This is a genomic window from Caldicoprobacter guelmensis (genome assembly GCF_016908415.1).
Classification (GTDB): domain Bacteria; phylum Bacillota; class Clostridia; order Caldicoprobacterales; family Caldicoprobacteraceae; genus Caldicoprobacter; species Caldicoprobacter guelmensis.
Genome location: NZ_JAFBDW010000002.1, coordinates 304,983 through 320,414 on the forward strand (window position 1 = coordinate 304,983; position 15,432 = coordinate 320,414).

Here is a 15,432-nt window from a genome sequence, read left to right on the forward strand (position 1 = left end):
AATATATCCCTTGTGTAAAGAAGAGCGTTATAAGTCCAAATTGACAAAAAATAAAAAACAGGGATGACAGTTTTCAGCAAAAAAACGATGAAATTCTTGAAGTTATAAAAGTTGTATATACATTTATATATACATTGCAAATATAGCGTATATTACAGTATTGTCCATGTTGTGATATAATAGACAAAAAGTGAAAGGGAGAGGTAGTGGGTAGGGGTGATACTACATGGAGTGTAAGAGTTGCGCTGGAGCTAAAAGAGAAGTTCCAGCGGTTTGTAGAAGAAATGGGACTTGCCGCAAAAAGACCCAATAACGGACATGGTACAGCTATACGAGGTAAATAAAAGTCGGGATGCACTGCCTGCAGTAGATGCCGACGTGGAGTCCGGATGGGCAAGGATAGGATTACTTTTTTGATGGGGAATTACCGCCCTGCTGCTATTAAATGCCGAAAAGGCGGCGTACGTCTGGATATGGTTTTTGCCGGCAGGCTGCCTGAAGGATTTAAAAAAGCCAGTGATGTATGGCAGAGCGTTCCAAACACCATAGAAGGATACACTATTGTTGAGGATGCACCTCCACCGTTAACTGAAGAGGACGTGGCGAATTTCGTTAAGGCCTGCAATGAAATGCGGGAAATCGCCCCAAAAAGCAGGAGACACGAGTGCAACGTCCTGGCCACCTGGCCTGGTGGGAAATAAAAATGACTGCCGTTTACGGTAGGCGCAGTAAAATACAATTTGTGTAAGCGTCAAATAGAGTACACCTAAAAATGTGCGAGCAGAAGTTTTTTGTTTCTTTTTTGGAGAGATTTAAAATGTATTTGCATGTAGATGGATATGAAGGCAGAAAGAGAACTGGCTATTCAACAATACGCCGAAGGGTGCAAGGGCCAGCGCAATGATTTACAGTATAGTTGAGACTGCCAAAGAGAATGGGTTAAATCCATTTGAATATTTGAAGTATTTATTTGAGAAGCTGCCGAATATGGATATAGAGGATAAGGAAGCGCTAGACGAGGTTTTATCATGGTCAACAAGTTTGCCGGATTGTTGCAGGGTAAAGTAGAGGTAGAAAATCCCTACCTTAAGCAGGGTGGGGATTGCTTTTACGTGCGCCCGGCATGGGCGATAACTAGGCGGTGAAAGTCCGCTGTGAGCTTGGTAGTGGGAACCACTAGCTGAACCGCAAGGGTGTCCATCGTGAGGTGGAATCTTAAGGAAGCGGAAGGCAAAATCTCGGTCTGAGGAATACGAACCAGATAAGAGGCTGAATTGGGGCGGACGAGTTTGCATAACAAAACGAAGTCCAACACTACCCGAACCCCATACAGTAAATCTGGCAGATATACGAGATGAAAGTTATCGTTCTTACCAGGGGAGGTCTCAAGGATATTCGTGGAAATGAACTTTGAAATGACAACCCATGCAGTGATGTATGGCTGAGTCTTGAGAAGTCAGCAGAGGCCATAGTACTTATCCGAAATAGGAGATAGGGAAGGGCTGAACGTTAGGAGGTTTTGGAAGTCTAATGTACTCGGACGATATGCGAAGACTGCAGACAACCTCGAAAGGGGGCTATCCACTGGAGGAGGAGATGGAATCTCAGGGGACAGTGGAAGCGCATAGTGTATTGACGGCGTCAAGAGATGGAAGAAACGATGTGCAGTAGTACATCAATTCTAACGAACCGCCGTATACCGGACGGTATGTACGGTGATGTGAGAGGACGGTAGGTGAAATAATCACCTATCTCCTACTCGATTTGCTTTAAGCGTTTAATTGGGTGTTGTTTAAACGCCTTGGTGCTCTTTTGCTCATGTTCTGGAGCTTTTGCACGGGTGAAGCCTTCTCATGGGCTTGTTTGATGTAGTCTTGTGAAAGCCTGATGTAGCGCCTTGTCATGGTGAGGTCGGTATGCCCTAATAAGCGCTGGAGGCTGAACGGGTCACCACCTGCTTTGAGGAATTCAATGGCGAAGCTGTGGCGCAAACCATAGGGCGTTACCTTCACACCTGCTTGTTGGCAGTATTTGCGTACCTTGTAAGCCCATTGGTAGCGGTCTAATGGTTTACCAGTCTCTGTAGCAAAAATCGGTATGTCGCTACCCCACCACTGTGGGCGTACTTTGAGGAATCTCACCAGGGCTTGGGTTGTGAAAACCGAGAGGATTAACGTACGTCCAACACAGGTTTTTGAAACTTCAGGGCGTATGTACAGCTCACGGGCGGTTAAATTCAAATCGCTTGGCTTGACTCGAAAAAGTTCGCTGGGTCTTGCGCCTGTGTCCAGTTGGACGAGCATTAAGCAGTAATCACGCAAACCTGTGTAGGTATGCTGGTCGGGCTGTTTGAGGAGCTTGTGCAGGTCTTCAAGCGGGGCATGGCGGATGTTAGAAAAATCTTCTTTTGCTTTCTTTATACCCTCCACAGGGTTGGTGGGTAGGTAACCCTCTCTCACACACCAGTTGAAAAAGACCTTTAGATGGCGAAGTTTGATGTTTCTGTAGCCTGCAGAAAATGGTTGGCTGAAGTAGCGAATGATGCCTTGGTGTATTGTCTCATAATCCACCGGTTTTTTGTCTGCTCTGATGAACTTGAGGAAAGTAATAGCGTGATAACGGTAATTCTTAATTGTTTCCTCGGAGACTCCATCCGCTTGTTTGGCAAAGAGGAATTCATTTAACAAGTCGAGACAGTTAATGTTTTTAGTGTTTTTACCCATAAAAACATAACCTCCTCAGTAACACTAGATTTTTCTGAGGAGGTTAACCCGCTAAAATTTATTCAAATGCAGTATTTTCTAGGCTGGTGCGAAAGGGGGGACTCGAACCCCCACGGGCCGAAGCCCACTAGACCCTGAATCTAGCGCGTCTGCCAATTCCACCACTTTCGCACGCTATTTTCATTTTATATTTTGGTGGAGGGGGATGGATTCGAACCACCGAAGGCTGCGCCAACAGATTTACAGTCTGCCCCCTTTGGCCACTCGGGCACCCCTCCACGCTTGGTGCCTCGGGGCGGAATCGAACCACCGACACGCGGATTTTCAGTCCGCTGCTCTACCAACTGAGCTACCGAGGCTGGTATTGGCGACCCGGAAGGGACTTGAACCCTCGGCCTCTAGCGTGACAGGCTAGCGTTCTAACCATCTGAACTACCGGGCCATATTCTATGGTGGGCCTTCAGGGATTCGAACCCCGGACCAACCGGTTATGAGCCGGCTGCTCTGACCGCTGAGCTAAAGGCCCATCTTCCTTTCTCTATTTTTATTTTTTTGGTGACCCCTAGGGGATTCGAACCCCTGTTACAGGCGTGAAAGGCCTGTGTCTTAACCACTTGACCAAGGGGCCACTCTCTGGTCGGGGTGGAGGGACTTGAACCCCCGGCCCCATGCTCCCAAAGCACGTGCGCTACCAAACTGCGCCACACCCCGACTCTGTTGCTTTGCAATCTGAAAGCAAGTATTAATATACAGCATTTAAATTATTCTGTCAAGAGGAAAAAAATTTTATTTTGTTGACTCGATATGGTATAATTACACACGAACGTCTATACTTTGCAAAGAAGGAGATGGTTGATATGAACATAACTCATAATTACAATCCTGCTACGAGCGTTTGGGAGGTCTCTCTTTCAGGAGAAGTGGACGTATACAACGCTCCTCAGTTAAAGGAGGAACTTTACAGGCTTTTGGACCAGCATAACTCAAGCATAGTTATAGATTGCCGGGACCTTAAATATATAGACAGTACCGGGTTGGGCGTATTGATAGGCGTTTTAAAGAGAGTGAAGGACAACAACGGCAGTATATCCTTAAAGAATTTGAAACCCTACATTAAGAAAATTTTTACAATTACTGGACTTGACAAAATATTTTTAATAGAGGTGCAGGAATAATGAATATGGATAGCGTTTATTTGAGGGTACCGGCAAAGCCTGAGTATATGTTGGTTATACGGTTAACTACTTCAGCTGTAGCCAGTAGGGCCGGATTTGATGTGGATGAGATTGAGGACATAAAGCTGGCGGTGTCTGAAGCAGGGATTTTTATGATGAATCATAGCAGAAATGTAAAATGGTTGGAGCTTGAATTTAATGTGGACAAAGAGGAGGGTATTTGGATCGACATTTCAGCGTCTGAAGCCATACATCGGGATGCAGTGTTATGTGAAAATGAGCAATCGGAGCTCAGCTTCTACATAATGGAATCTCTGATGGATAGGGTAGAGAAAGTGGGCGATAGCGGATTTTTAAAGGGTATAAAGATGTATAAGAAATTTGGGGGTTAGTTTTTGATGAGTGTACAGACATCTGCAAAATCAGGTGCTGAAAATTTAGAAGCTCTGCTTAAGGAGTATTGCGAGACTCGGGATATAAAACTGAGAAACCTGTTGGTACAGAAATATTTATATATTGCTGAAATAATAGCAAAGAAGTTTGCTAATCGGGGTATTGATTACGATGACCTGTATCAGGTGGCTTCGCTGGCTTTGATAAAGGCACTGGAACGCTATGATATAAGCAAAGGTTATAAGTTTTCAAGCTTTGCAACTCCCACCATAATTGGAGAGATAAAAAACTATTTCCGTGACAAAAGTAGAATGATACGGTTGCCTAGAAAGGAAAACGAGATGCTCAAAAAATTGGATGAGGCTAGAGCGCAGCTTTCGGTTTCCCTTGGGCGTTCTCCCAAGCCAGAAGAATTGGCTGAGTATTTGAATGTGGACACTGAAGAAGTTTTGGAGCTGATGGAATCTAACCAAAAGGCAAATCCTCTTTCGCTGGATTATTATATAGATGAAGATAATGAGACTGACCTGTCGGCTGTAATAGGCCATGAGGAAGATGGTTACATCAAGATTGAGAATAAGGATTTTATCGACAGTATCATGGACAAGCTAAATGATGTAGAGAAAAAGGTCATATACGAACGTTTTTATAACCAGCGAAGCCAAAAAGATATAGCAGAGGAGATGGGCGTGTCACAGATGTATGTTTCAAGGCTGGAGCGAAAAATTTTGAGGAAACTCAAACACATGTTTAAAAACAGCCTTTGACAGATTGCTTTATATAAAAATGGTGACAATTGTTTTGTTTGAACGCTATAAAGAAGGGTAGTTATATAATTGTAGGAATGGAATCTAAGCAGCGATGTTTTTGGGGGTAGTGCCGGTGATGTTGTTGTACAAAAAGGAAATTGTAGGGGCCAATCCGCAGATGGTCAGAGGGCTGGTAAAGGAAATAATGGAGTGTATAGAGGCATGGCATCATCTAGAGGAGGAAGAAGATTACGAATTTCGACTCATAATCAATGAGCTGATTGTCAATGGGATAGTTCATGGGAACAAATGTTATGAAGATAAAATTCTTACCGTGATTGTCCATGCGCTGGATGATACTACCGTATCCATATGTATAAGGGACCAGGGGAAGGGGTTTAATTACAAGAAGATAGAGAGGGGTATTTTTCCCTGTGATTCTTTTTTGTTTTTAGAGAGGGGTAGAGGGCTTAAAATAGTACAGAGCATATGCGATGACATAAAGTTCAGCAAGAATGGTAGTTGGATTAGTGTAAAGAAGTCCATAAAATCATAACAGGGCATTTAAACTGATTGTCTACAATCAGAATATTTTTGTTTTTGGAGGATTTTTTTGTTTTGCGTAGAAATAAAAAATGTAGTAGAATAACTTTGAAGGGATTGAAATTATGAAGGGCCTTGTGATTGGCAGAAGAAGGGTGCGCTTTCGCTTTTTTGTTTTTTTGTGTATGGTTATAATAGGCTGTCATTACCTCATAAGCGCTTCAACTCGTGCGCCGGTTTATGGTATAGTGCAGTATGGAGAAATATTGCTGAAGGATAAAGGCGATGCTCTGTTAATCAGGCAGGAAAAGGTATATGATGCTCCAGATTATGGGCGTGTTAACTTTTTGGTAGCCGAGGGCGAATCGGTGCAGAAAGAAGCACCGGTAGCTGTGTTATATAAAGCCAATTACAAGGAAGAACTGATGTACCAGCTCTATAACGTGCAGGAGAAAATATTGCTTTACCAGCAGGAAAATATAGTGCAGGAGCTCATCAATAAAGATTTGGAAAAGGTCGAGAGGGATATTGCAGGTACTGTGGCGTCTATCCAGGTGGCAGTAAGGGATTTGCAGTTAGACAGGCTAGATGACTACGAGAAGAAGCTTCGTTTGCTTTTTTCCAGTCGGCAAAAGGTACTGGGGCAAAAGATGAAGTCCGACCCTTATCTTGAACGGCTTTACAAGGAAGAGGAAACCCTCAATAAGCAACTGGAAGAGTGGAAGGTGGAGCTGGTGGCTCCTGAGTCGGGCATAATAAGCTTCTCTTTGGATGGTATGGAGAATATTCTGGGTACAAAAGCAGTAGATGAGATTACAATAGAGGATTTCAAGAGCTTTTATGAGAAAGGTGTGGTGGAACAAGCAGATGGCGGGAAGAAGGTAAAAGCCGATCAGCCGTTTTTCAAAATTGTACAGCCCGGTAAGTGGTACGCAGCGTGCCTAATATCGAATCCGAAAATCAACTATGCAGAAGGTCAAGAAGTTGATGTGACTTTTATAGGCTCTCAGGTGCAGACCATTAAAGGGAGGATACATCGAATTGCCCATGGAAAAGGGGAAACACTTGTGGTGGTAGAGTTTAATGAAAAGGTTGAGGATTTTATCAGCAAAAGGAGTGCGAAGGTGGAGATAAGTAAAAATTTTCAGGGGTTTATGGTGCCTGCCGGCGCTGTTGTTACTCGGCGTGGAGAAAAAGGGGTAAGAGTGGTTGGGGAGGATGTAGAGGTTTTTGTTCCGGTAGAAACGATGGCTTCTGATGGGGAAAATGCTATAATTTCCGAGAAAGGGGAACGCAAGCAGCTAGAGCTTCATGCCAAAGTCCGCATTGAGAGGTGATGTGGCAATGGACATACAATATAATGTAAAAAAGGTAATGGAGAGAGTTGCTGAGGCTGCCCACAAAGCCAATAGATCTCCTGAAAGTGTTACTATTGTGGCTGTTACTAAAACGGTGGATGTAGGAAGGATAATGGAGGCCATAAATGCTGGTATATGCCATATTGGAGAGAACAGGGTACAGGAATTTGTGAAAAAACATGAGTTTATTCCTGTTGATGTGAAGAGGCATTTGATTGGGACGCTACAGACAAACAAGGTGAAATATATAATCGACAAGGTGGATTTGATACACTCGCTTGATCGCTTATCGCTTGCGAAGGAGCTGGACAAGCGAGCAGCGGCAGTTAATAGGGTTGTGCCTGTTTTGATACAGGTTAATGTATCAAAAGAAGCTACAAAGTCAGGCATCTATGAGGAGGAAGTTGAAAGCTTTATTGAGCAGTTGGAACCGTTTGAGCATATAAGGGTAAAGGGGCTGATGACCATAGCGCCGTTATCGGAAGATGCTGAGTCTGTGCGCCCTTACTTTGCGCGGCTGAAGGAGCTGTTTGAGAAGATAAAGGAGGGGAAATATAACCATATAGATATGGAATACCTCTCTATGGGTATGACTAATGATTTCGAAGTTGCCATTGAAGAAGGTGCTAATATTGTGAGGATAGGCAGAGCGATATTTGGGGAAAGATAGGTTCAGAGAAAGGGAGGAATTTTTATGGGAAACAGTCTGTTTAATAAGATTTTGAACTTGATTGGGTTGGAGGAGAATGTAATAGAAGAAGATCCTGAGGCTAGTGAATCCGAAATGGAAGAGCAGGACTTAAAAGAGCTGGAGGAGCCGTCGTTTTGGTCGAGACAAAAGAAAGGCAAAGTTGTAAATATACATACATCATCTTATGTAAAAGTGGTCATATATCAGCCTACTTCATTTGAAGATACGCAGACTATTATTAACAATCTAAAAAGCAGGAAGCCTATTGTGGTTAACCTAGAGGCGCTAGATACGGCATTGGCTCAAAGGGTGCTTGACTTTATAAGCGGAGCAGTGTATGCCCTTGATGGGACAATTCAAAAGGTGTCAAGGGGGATATTTGTATTGGCACCTAGCAATATCGATATAGTGGGCAATATTCCGGAAGAATTGAAAGGTAAAAGCTTTTATACGCTGGCAAACATAAAGGAAGAACAGACAGAATAGGGGGAATGGCATTGGCATACTGGGCAATCATATATGTACTCAGGGGCATACGCTGGTTTTTGAACGTACTTTCGTGGTTGATTGTCATCAATGCCCTTATGTCGTGGTTTGTGGATCCGACTCATCCTATACGCTCTTTTGTTATGAGAATAGTCGAACCTGTTGTGAGGCCGTTTCGCAGGCTGACTGATCGGTTGAATACCTCGGGATTTCCTATAGATTTTTCGCCGCTTCTTGCTTATTTCGCGATAATGGTTGTGCAGCAAATCATAGAGGTTGTCGAAAATCTTCTAAAGTACAGGGCAATGCCTTACTGACGTTTTTGTGGTAATCTAAGAGGAGGAGGATATTATTATGCCGTTGACGCCTATGGATATCCACAATAAGGAATTTTCCAGGAGCTTTAGGGGCTATGACGAAGATGAGGTGGATCAATTTCTGGATGAGGTTGTGCAGGATTTTGAAAGGCTGTATAAAGAAAACCTTGAGCTTAAAGAGCGCATAGGCCTTTTAAAGGAGCAGCTGGAATATTACAAATCCATGGAAAATACCCTGAAGGAGACGTTAGTTACAGCACAAAAAACTGCAGAAGAGGTGACGGCATCGGCACATAAAAACGCCGAGCTGATTATCAAAGAAGCTGAACACAAGGCACAGAAGATTATACAGGATGCCAATGAGCAGGTGTTGAAGATACGAATGGAATATGAAGAAACCAGAAAACAGGTGGAGATATTCAAGACCAGATTTAAAACGCTCTTACAGGAATATCTTAAAACTATAGAGAGGGAAACAGAATTGCCGTCTGTTGAAGGTCAGCCTGATTTTTAAAGTCATAACGATTCTCAATTTGTTTAAGGATAAAAAGTATCGTAAGGGGTATACTTAGTTTAAGTATCCCCTTTTATGTTTTTTGGGAAGATGGTGCAGCATGGGAAGGGATAGTGGAGCAAACAGCGGAAGGTCAAGCGACCAGCAAGCTTATTCAAAAATAGAGGAAATTGCTAGGACGCTTGAAAAGATGAAATTTGGAGAGTACGTTGAATACCTGAACGATACTTGGAGGGTTATAAGGACAAATTTTATAGCCGGTCTGGCAAGAGGGTTTGGTATGGCTGTAGGGTTTACCCTCCTTGGTGCGGTCGCTCTGTATTTCTTGACTCGGTTAGCTAATGAGAATTTGCCCATAATAGGCGGATTTATAGCGGAAATAGTAAAAATTGTAAAACAACACCTGTGAGGGGGAAAAAGGTCCATGAAGGATTACGAAATCAAATACCTTAGGAAAAAGCTGCTAGAAGAGTATAAAAAGGTGGAGTCTATGCTTAACGAGTCTAAGAAGAACAACTTTGGTATAGACGATTCCATAGGGAACAGCATAGAGGAGTTGTCAAAATATGACAATCATCCTGCTGATTTAGGAACTGAAACTTTTGAACAGGAGAAGTATGTCTCATTGCGCAACCACCAACTAGAATACCTGGGCGATATACGCGATGCCCTTCAAATGATAGAGAGAGGCAGCTATGGGATATGTCTATATTGCGGTAAAGAAATAGGTTTTGAACGTTTAGATGCATATCCAACTGCCAAGCTTTGTATTAATTGCCAGAAAAATGAGGCTGAAGAGCAAATTGACACCAACTGGGCTTGATTCCCGAAAATTACTGTGAAACTGCTATGAAATGTGCTTCCCATTATGCTATAATGTAATACGGTTTTTAAATAACTGGATGGAAGGGGAGCACCATGCTACAGATATTTATAGTGGCCTTCATAGTGGTCCTTGATCAGGTTACCAAATATCTTGCCAAGACTTACCTCAAGTCAATGGGTTCTGTTCCTTTGATACAGAATGTATTTCATTTTACCTATGTGGAAAACAGGGGTGCTGCATTCGGCATCCTACAAAACCAGAGATGGTTTTTTATAGCCTTAACGGTAGTGACGAGCGTGGTAATAGCATATTACCTGTTTGCCCGCAAGCAAGAGAGCATAGTGTTTACCATTGCGCTTTCCATGATACTGGGCGGAGCTATAGGCAATTTAATCGATAGGCTGCGCCTGGGATATGTGGTAGACATGCTTCATTTTATACTTATCGATTATCCAGTCTTCAATGTGGCCGATTCATGTGTGGTCATTGGTACCATGTTGCTGGCTTATTACGTTTTATTTATTGCAAACAAGAAAGAAAGGCGACTCAATTAGGTGTTTGCCTATGGAAAATTTGAGATTTGAAATCGAGCACCAAGATGATAAAAAGAGAATAGATGTATTTTTAAGCGAAAAGATTTCAGAGCATTCGCGTTCGTACATTCAAAAGTTAATAAGAGACGGGTTTGTATTGGTAAACGGTCAAAAAGTCAAGCCCAATTTCAAGGTAAAGCCTGGTTGTGTAATAGATGTTACCATACCGCCACCGAAGGAGATATCCCTTGAGCCGGAACCCATGGAACTGGATATAGTGTATGAGGATGATGACATAGTGGTGGTCAATAAGCCTCAGGGGATGGTGGTACACCCCGCTCCAGGGAATTATTCGGGTACGCTGGTCAACGCCCTGCTGTATTCTTGTGACGAATTGTCTGGGATTGGCGGCGTGATTCGGCCGGGAATTGTCCACCGTTTGGATAAAGATACTTCTGGGCTGCTGGTGGTTGCAAAAAATGACGCTGCCCATCGCAATCTGGCACAGCAGATTAAGGATAGGACTTTAAAAAGGGTTTACTGGTGTATTGTGGAAAAAAATATAAAAGAGGATAAGGGTGTTATAAATGCCCCTATAGGGCGCCATCCAACTAATCGCAAAAAAATGGCGGTAGTGAGTGGGCCTACTGCCAAACCGGCTATTACCCATTTTAAGGTGCTTGAACGGTTTGGCGAATACACTCTTGTTGAAGCCAGGCTTGAGACCGGCCGAACCCATCAGATACGGGTACACATGGCTTACATAGGCCATCCTGTGGTGGGTGATAGCGTTTACGGCTCTCGAAAACAAAAATTTGATTTAAAGGGGCAGGCATTACACGCAAAGAAGCTGGGGCTTATCCACCCTTCCACTAGAGAGTATATGGAGTTTGAGGCTCCATTGCCAGAATACTTTGAAAACTTGCTCAGCATTTTACGGAAAGATTATGCGAAAAATTGAAAAAGGTATGGACAACCTCTAGGTGACTATGTTATACTATAAAAAATCGGTGATGAGGCCTTTAAATCGATCCTGTGAGGTCGGTAAGGTGTTGGGTAGGCAGCGCGGAAAATTACATCTGGAATTATATGAAAGAGCGAAGACGTCTTACCGATCGGTGAGATGTCTTTTTTTGTAATAAAAGGGGTGAGATTTCACTTGATTCAAAAGGCTCTGATTATGGATGAAACGGCAATGAATAGGGCGCTTACGCGGATAGCTCATGAAATCATAGAACGCAATAAGGGTATCGAGGACGTGGTACTGGTGGGTATACAGACAAGGGGAGTGCCGTTGGCGCAGAGACTGGCTAAAAAGATACAGCAATACGAGGGCCAGGAAGTTCCCGTTGGGATGTTGGATATAACCCTTTATCGTGATGACTTATCCTTGCAACCAGAACAACCGATAGTCAACAGTACCAATATTCCATTTGATGTGAATGGCAAGATAGTGGTAATGGTGGATGACGTGTTGTTTACGGGAAGAACGGCACGGGCGGCCATGGATGCTCTGATTGATTTGGGTAGGCCCAAAGCCATCCAGCTTGCGGTTTTAGTGGACAGGGGCCATCGCGAATTACCTATAAGGGCAGATTATGTAGGGAAAAACGTTCCCACCTCTAAAAACGAAAAGGTGTACGTATATGTGAGTGAGATTGATGGTATGAACAAAGTAATCATAGCTGAACCTTAAAAATTCCCTTTAATACAGTCCTGTGAGGCTGTCAAGGGAATTGTACAGGATTTTACATGCCTTGATAGCCTTCTATCAAGGCTTTTTTTACGTCACAGGTTATAAAAAGAAATAAATTCTAAAATTTGGCAGGTGAGATAATGGCACTAAAGCGAAAGGATTTGCTAGGGCTCAGAGGATTGAGTAGGGTCGAGATAGAGGAAATACTGACAACGGCTGAAGAGATGAAATCCCTCCTCTTGAGCGGCTCTAAAGAGTCGTCTCTTCTGCAGAACAAGTCGGTGGTAACGCTGTTTTATGAAAACAGTACCAGGACGCGGTTTTCGTTTGAGTTTGCGGCCAAGTATCTAGGAGCACACACGGCCAGCGTAGCTGTCTCATCCAGCAGCGTTGCCAAAGGAGAAAGTTTAATTGATACGGGGAAAACCATTCAAAGCATGGGAGTTGACGTTATCGTCATTCGCCATCCGATGTCGGGTGCCCCTCATCTTTTAGCAAAGCATGTATCGGCCTCGGTTATCAATGCTGGTGATGGGATCAACGAACATCCAACCCAGGCGCTGCTTGACATGTTTACCATGAAGGAAAAAAAGGGGGCTATAGATGGTTTAAGGGTGGCTATAATAGGAGATATACTACACAGCAGGGTGGCGCGCAGCAATATATGGGGACTTACAACTATGGGAGCCGAAGTCAGAGTGGCGGGACCCCCTACTCTTATGCCTCCTGACATCGATAAGATGGGAGTTAAAGTCTTTTACAAGGTTGAAGAGGCGATAAAGGATGCTGATGTAGTCATGGGCCTACGACTTCAAAAGGAACGCCAGCAAAAAGGGTTGTTACCCTCATTGAGAGAGTACACCCGGCTGTTTGGCATAACCGAGGAACGCATACGGCTTGCCGCCAAAGATGCTTTGATCATGCACCCCGGCCCGGTAAACAGGGGGGTGGAGATAGCCTCCGAGCTGGTGGACGGAGAGCAGTCTGTAATCAACCAACAGGTGACAAACGGAGTGGCGGTCCGCATGGCGCTTCTATATCTCTTGATGGGGAGGAATCAAGATGCTGTGTATTAAAAATGGGGTAGTGATAGATGGAATCTCCTCTAAGCCCTATAAAGCCGATATATTGATAGACAAAGGTAAGGTAATTGATGTAAGGGAGAATATAGAAATTTCGGGGGCTGAGGTGATTGACGCCACGGGCAAATGGGTGCTGCCGGGACTGGTTGATGCTCACTGTCATTTAAGGGAGCCAGGGTATGAATACAAGGAGGATATAAGTTCTGGGACAAGGAGCGCTGCTGCAGGAGGTTTTACCAGCGTTGCATGCATGGCCAATACCAATCCCATCATAGATAATGCGGCTATGGTAAATTATATAAAATCGATGGCTATGGCTAAAGGCGTGGTCAAGGTCCATCCCATAGCCGCTGTTACAAAGGGTCAGAAAGGTGAAGAGCTTACAGAGATGGGCGAGCTTAAAGAGGCAGGGGCGGTAGCGCTGTCGGATGATGGCAAGCCTATAATGAATTCGCAGCTGATGAGGTTGGCTCTTCAGTACGCTAAAGGGCTTGATATGCTTGTAATTTCCCACTGTGAGGATTTGTCGCTTGTGGGAGACGGCGTCATGAATGAGGGATATATGTCCACGGTGCTAGGGCTCAAGGGTATAACCCGGGCTGCAGAAGAAGTCATGGTGGCACGGGACATTATACTGGCTGAGACGCTGGATGCCCCAATACACATCGCACATGTGAGCACCAGAGGCTCGGTGGAGGTCATTCGCCAGGCAAAGAGAAGGGGAGTGAAGGTTACCTGCGAGACCGCTCCTCACTACTTCTCAGCAACCGATGCGTGGGTGGATGGGTATGATGCCAATACTAAAGTGAACCCTCCGCTACGTACCGATGACGATGTGGAGGCTATAAAAGAGGGGTTGAAAGATGGGACCATCGATATCATCGCCACCGATCACGCACCTCACCATCGTGACGACAAAGAGGTGGAGTACAGCCTGGCTGCAAACGGCATATCAGGGTTTGAGACGGCTTTTTCGCTCGCCTATACCAATTTGGTCGAGACTGGGATTCTTTCGATGGTAGAACTGGTGCAAAAGATGAGCAAAAGGCCGGCCGAGATTTTGAATATAGATGCGGGGACCATACAGGTTGGGAAATTTGCAGACATAATAGTGGTTGACCTCGATAAGGAATACACTGTCGATGTCTCCAAATTTTATTCCAAAGGAAAAAATTCGCCTTTCCATGGCCATACGTTAAAGGGGAGGGTCATTTACACCATCGTGGATGGCAGAGTGGTCGTGAAGGATGGGCAAGTAATCCTGTGATTATTTTGGTTAAACTGCTATTGCAGATTGTGATGGTGAATATTTAAATTCGCAATTTTGAAGAAACCAAAATACCGAGTGTAATTTCAGGTTTGCAGTAAATGTAGGAAGTTAAATAAATGCGAGGTGAACACAATGATAGATGAGCTCATAGAAAAGGTTATTGACAAGAGAAATCCTACGGTAGTGGGACTTGACACTCGACTGGAGTATGTGCCCAATCATGTGGTTGAAAGGTGTACAGGAGGGTCGCCTTTTGAAGCAGCTTCTTGTGCCATTTTAGAGTTCAATAAAGCCATCATAGATGCGGTATACGAGTATGTCCCTGCCGTTAAGATACAGATAGCCTATTACGAGATGTATGGCCCGTCGGGGATTGAAGCCTTCAGGCTTACGGCACAGTACGCAAAATCAAAGGGCCTTATAGTCATAGGCGACGTTAAAAGAAATGATATCGGCTCTACTGCCGAGGCCTATGCATGTGCTTATCTTGGAGAGACACCCCTGAATGGCACTAAAATGCCAGCCTTTGATCTGGACTTTGTGACAGTTAATCCCTATTTGGGTACCGATGGCGTAGTACCGTTTATAAAGGCCTGCAAAGATTATAATAAAGGGATATTTGTGCTGGTTAAAACTTCAAATCCCTCATCAGGGGAATTTCAGGACCTGCCGGTTGAAGGGAAAAGGCTATACAACAAGGTGGCTGAAAAGGTGGTGGAATGGGGAAGAGAGCTCATAGGGGCAAAAGGCTATAGCCGTGTGGGTGCCGTTATAGGGGCTACTTATCCACGACAGCTTGAGGAGCTCAGGCGTGAGATGCCCAACACGTATTTTTTGATACCGGGCTATGGAGCCCAGGGTGGTAGCATCCAGGATGTGATGAGTGGCTTTGATGAACATGGCTTGGGTGCTGTAATCAACGCTTCACGAAGCGTGATATGTGCCTATCAAAGAAGCCCCTGGAAGGAGAAGTTTCCTCCAGAGCGCTTTGCCGACGCTGCGCGGGCTGAAGTGCTGCGAATGAAGGAAGAAATTGAAGCCGCACTTTCAAATAAGGGTGTTAAACCATGGTAACT

21 protein-coding genes, 7 tRNA genes and 1 pseudogene are annotated in these 15,432 nt (G+C 44.2%); 21 read left to right on the forward strand and 8 right to left on the reverse strand.

Annotated elements, in window-relative coordinates; all coding sequences use genetic code 11:
• The first annotated feature begins 206 nt into the window (after positions 1 to 206).
• The 4 genes and pseudogenes from JOD02_RS04015 to JOD02_RS04030 all read left to right on the forward strand — a co-directional run bounded on the left by JOD02_RS04015 (position 207) and on the right by JOD02_RS04030 (position 1,671).
• On the forward strand, positions 207 to 344 hold the full coding sequence (locus tag JOD02_RS04015; RefSeq protein ID WP_204487145.1) for a hypothetical protein: 138 nt from the start codon (positions 207 to 209) through the stop codon (positions 342 to 344).
• Positions 345 to 389: 45 nt separating this feature from the next.
• Positions 390 to 701: a hypothetical protein gene (locus JOD02_RS04020; protein WP_204487147.1), complete on the forward strand. Its 312-nt coding sequence runs from the start codon at positions 390 to 392 to the stop codon at positions 699 to 701.
• A 148-nt stretch (positions 702 to 849) separates the two neighbouring features.
• Positions 850 to 1,068 (forward strand): annotated as a pseudogene (locus tag JOD02_RS04025) (transposase domain-containing protein); the annotation flags it as partial.
• 462 nt (positions 1,069 to 1,530) lie between these two features.
• Positions 1,531 to 1,671, forward strand: a complete 141-nt coding sequence (locus JOD02_RS04030; protein ID WP_204487149.1) for a hypothetical protein — start codon at positions 1,531 to 1,533, stop codon at positions 1,669 to 1,671.
• A 98-nt stretch (positions 1,672 to 1,769) separates the two neighbouring features.
• Here JOD02_RS04030 and JOD02_RS04035 read toward each other — a convergent pair whose 3' ends face one another.
• The 8 genes from JOD02_RS04035 to JOD02_RS04070 all read right to left on the reverse strand — a co-directional run bounded on the left by JOD02_RS04035 (position 1,770) and on the right by JOD02_RS04070 (position 3,434).
• The gene (locus JOD02_RS04035; protein ID WP_204487159.1) at positions 1,770 to 2,723 is read right to left on the reverse strand and encodes a tyrosine-type recombinase/integrase; all 954 of its coding nucleotides are present in this window, start codon (positions 2,721 to 2,723) and stop codon (positions 1,770 to 1,772) included.
• Positions 2,724 to 2,807: 84 nt separating this feature from the next.
• Positions 2,808 to 2,894: transfer RNA gene (locus JOD02_RS04040), tRNA-Leu, on the reverse strand.
• A gap of 22 nt (positions 2,895 to 2,916) precedes the next feature.
• Positions 2,917 to 3,001, reverse strand: a tRNA-Tyr gene (locus tag JOD02_RS04045).
• A 5-nt stretch (positions 3,002 to 3,006) separates the two neighbouring features.
• A tRNA-Phe gene (locus tag JOD02_RS04050) sits at positions 3,007 to 3,082 on the reverse strand.
• 6 nt (positions 3,083 to 3,088) lie between these two features.
• A tRNA-Asp gene (locus JOD02_RS04055) sits at positions 3,089 to 3,165 on the reverse strand.
• An 8-nt stretch (positions 3,166 to 3,173) separates the two neighbouring features.
• Positions 3,174 to 3,249: transfer RNA gene (locus tag JOD02_RS04060), tRNA-Ile, on the reverse strand.
• Positions 3,250 to 3,276: 27 nt separating this feature from the next.
• Positions 3,277 to 3,351, reverse strand: a tRNA-Glu gene (locus JOD02_RS04065).
• Between the two features lie 6 nt (positions 3,352 to 3,357).
• Positions 3,358 to 3,434 (reverse strand) — tRNA-Pro (locus tag JOD02_RS04070).
• Positions 3,435 to 3,580: 146 nt separating this feature from the next.
• On the opposite strand from JOD02_RS04070, the gene JOD02_RS04075 reads away from it, so the two are divergent.
• The 17 genes from JOD02_RS04075 to pyrF all read left to right on the forward strand — a co-directional run bounded on the left by JOD02_RS04075 (position 3,581) and on the right by pyrF (position 15,430).
• Positions 3,581 to 3,898 (forward strand): STAS domain-containing protein, encoded by a 318-nt coding sequence (locus JOD02_RS04075; RefSeq protein ID WP_204487161.1) that lies wholly within the window; start codon positions 3,581 to 3,583, stop codon positions 3,896 to 3,898.
• Positions 3,898 to 4,290, forward strand: a complete 393-nt coding sequence (locus tag JOD02_RS04080; RefSeq protein WP_204487163.1) for an ATP-binding protein — start codon at positions 3,898 to 3,900, stop codon at positions 4,288 to 4,290. The genes JOD02_RS04075 and JOD02_RS04080 overlap by 1 nt, the downstream gene beginning before the upstream one ends.
• Before the next feature lie 6 nt (positions 4,291 to 4,296).
• Positions 4,297 to 5,058: a sigma-70 family RNA polymerase sigma factor gene (locus JOD02_RS04085; RefSeq protein WP_204487165.1), complete on the forward strand. Its 762-nt coding sequence runs from the start codon at positions 4,297 to 4,299 to the stop codon at positions 5,056 to 5,058.
• Positions 5,059 to 5,176: 118 nt separating this feature from the next.
• Positions 5,177 to 5,596 carry an ATP-binding protein gene (locus tag JOD02_RS04090; RefSeq protein WP_243426345.1) on the forward strand — a complete coding sequence of 140 codons (420 nt, stop codon included), beginning with the start codon at positions 5,177 to 5,179 and terminating at the stop codon, positions 5,594 to 5,596.
• 112 nt (positions 5,597 to 5,708) lie between these two features.
• On the forward strand, positions 5,709 to 6,920 hold the full coding sequence (locus tag JOD02_RS04095) for an HlyD family efflux transporter periplasmic adaptor subunit (protein ID WP_204487169.1): 1,212 nt from the start codon (positions 5,709 to 5,711) through the stop codon (positions 6,918 to 6,920).
• Between the two features lie 7 nt (positions 6,921 to 6,927).
• Entirely contained in the window at positions 6,928 to 7,611 is a 684-nt protein-coding gene (locus JOD02_RS04100) for a YggS family pyridoxal phosphate-dependent enzyme (RefSeq protein ID WP_204487171.1), read from the forward strand.
• Between the two features lie 24 nt (positions 7,612 to 7,635).
• Positions 7,636 to 8,118, forward strand: coding sequence for a cell division protein SepF (locus JOD02_RS04105; protein WP_204487173.1), 483 nt, complete (start codon positions 7,636 to 7,638; stop codon positions 8,116 to 8,118).
• A gap of 11 nt (positions 8,119 to 8,129) precedes the next feature.
• Positions 8,130 to 8,435: a YggT family protein gene (locus JOD02_RS04110; RefSeq protein WP_204487175.1), complete on the forward strand. Its 306-nt coding sequence runs from the start codon at positions 8,130 to 8,132 to the stop codon at positions 8,433 to 8,435.
• A 37-nt stretch (positions 8,436 to 8,472) separates the two neighbouring features.
• A complete protein-coding gene (locus JOD02_RS04115; protein WP_204487177.1) occupies positions 8,473 to 8,949 on the forward strand; it encodes a DivIVA domain-containing protein in 477 nt (158 codons plus the stop codon).
• Between the two features lie 100 nt (positions 8,950 to 9,049).
• On the forward strand, positions 9,050 to 9,358 hold the full coding sequence (locus JOD02_RS04120) for a DUF5665 domain-containing protein (protein ID WP_204487179.1): 309 nt from the start codon (positions 9,050 to 9,052) through the stop codon (positions 9,356 to 9,358).
• 15 nt (positions 9,359 to 9,373) lie between these two features.
• On the forward strand, positions 9,374 to 9,772 hold the full coding sequence (locus JOD02_RS04125) for a TraR/DksA C4-type zinc finger protein (RefSeq protein WP_204487181.1): 399 nt from the start codon (positions 9,374 to 9,376) through the stop codon (positions 9,770 to 9,772).
• 95 nt (positions 9,773 to 9,867) lie between these two features.
• Positions 9,868 to 10,329, forward strand: coding sequence for a signal peptidase II (lspA, locus tag JOD02_RS04130; protein WP_204487183.1), 462 nt, complete (start codon positions 9,868 to 9,870; stop codon positions 10,327 to 10,329).
• 10 nt (positions 10,330 to 10,339) lie between these two features.
• Entirely contained in the window at positions 10,340 to 11,269 is a 930-nt protein-coding gene (locus tag JOD02_RS04135; protein ID WP_204487185.1) for an RluA family pseudouridine synthase, read from the forward strand.
• A 162-nt stretch (positions 11,270 to 11,431) separates the two neighbouring features.
• Positions 11,432 to 12,004 carry a bifunctional pyr operon transcriptional regulator/uracil phosphoribosyltransferase PyrR gene (gene pyrR / locus JOD02_RS04140; RefSeq protein ID WP_394355734.1) on the forward strand — a complete coding sequence of 191 codons (573 nt, stop codon included), beginning with the start codon at positions 11,432 to 11,434 and terminating at the stop codon, positions 12,002 to 12,004.
• A 140-nt stretch (positions 12,005 to 12,144) separates the two neighbouring features.
• Entirely contained in the window at positions 12,145 to 13,080 is a 936-nt protein-coding gene (locus tag JOD02_RS04145; protein WP_204487189.1) for an aspartate carbamoyltransferase catalytic subunit, read from the forward strand.
• Positions 13,067 to 14,353: a dihydroorotase gene (locus JOD02_RS04150; protein ID WP_204487191.1), complete on the forward strand. Its 1,287-nt coding sequence runs from the start codon at positions 13,067 to 13,069 to the stop codon at positions 14,351 to 14,353. The genes JOD02_RS04145 and JOD02_RS04150 overlap by 14 nt, the downstream gene beginning before the upstream one ends.
• 135 nt (positions 14,354 to 14,488) lie before the next feature.
• On the forward strand, positions 14,489 to 15,430 hold the full coding sequence (pyrF, locus tag JOD02_RS04155; RefSeq protein ID WP_204487193.1) for an orotidine-5'-phosphate decarboxylase: 942 nt from the start codon (positions 14,489 to 14,491) through the stop codon (positions 15,428 to 15,430).
• Positions 15,431 to 15,432 lie beyond the last annotated feature (2 nt).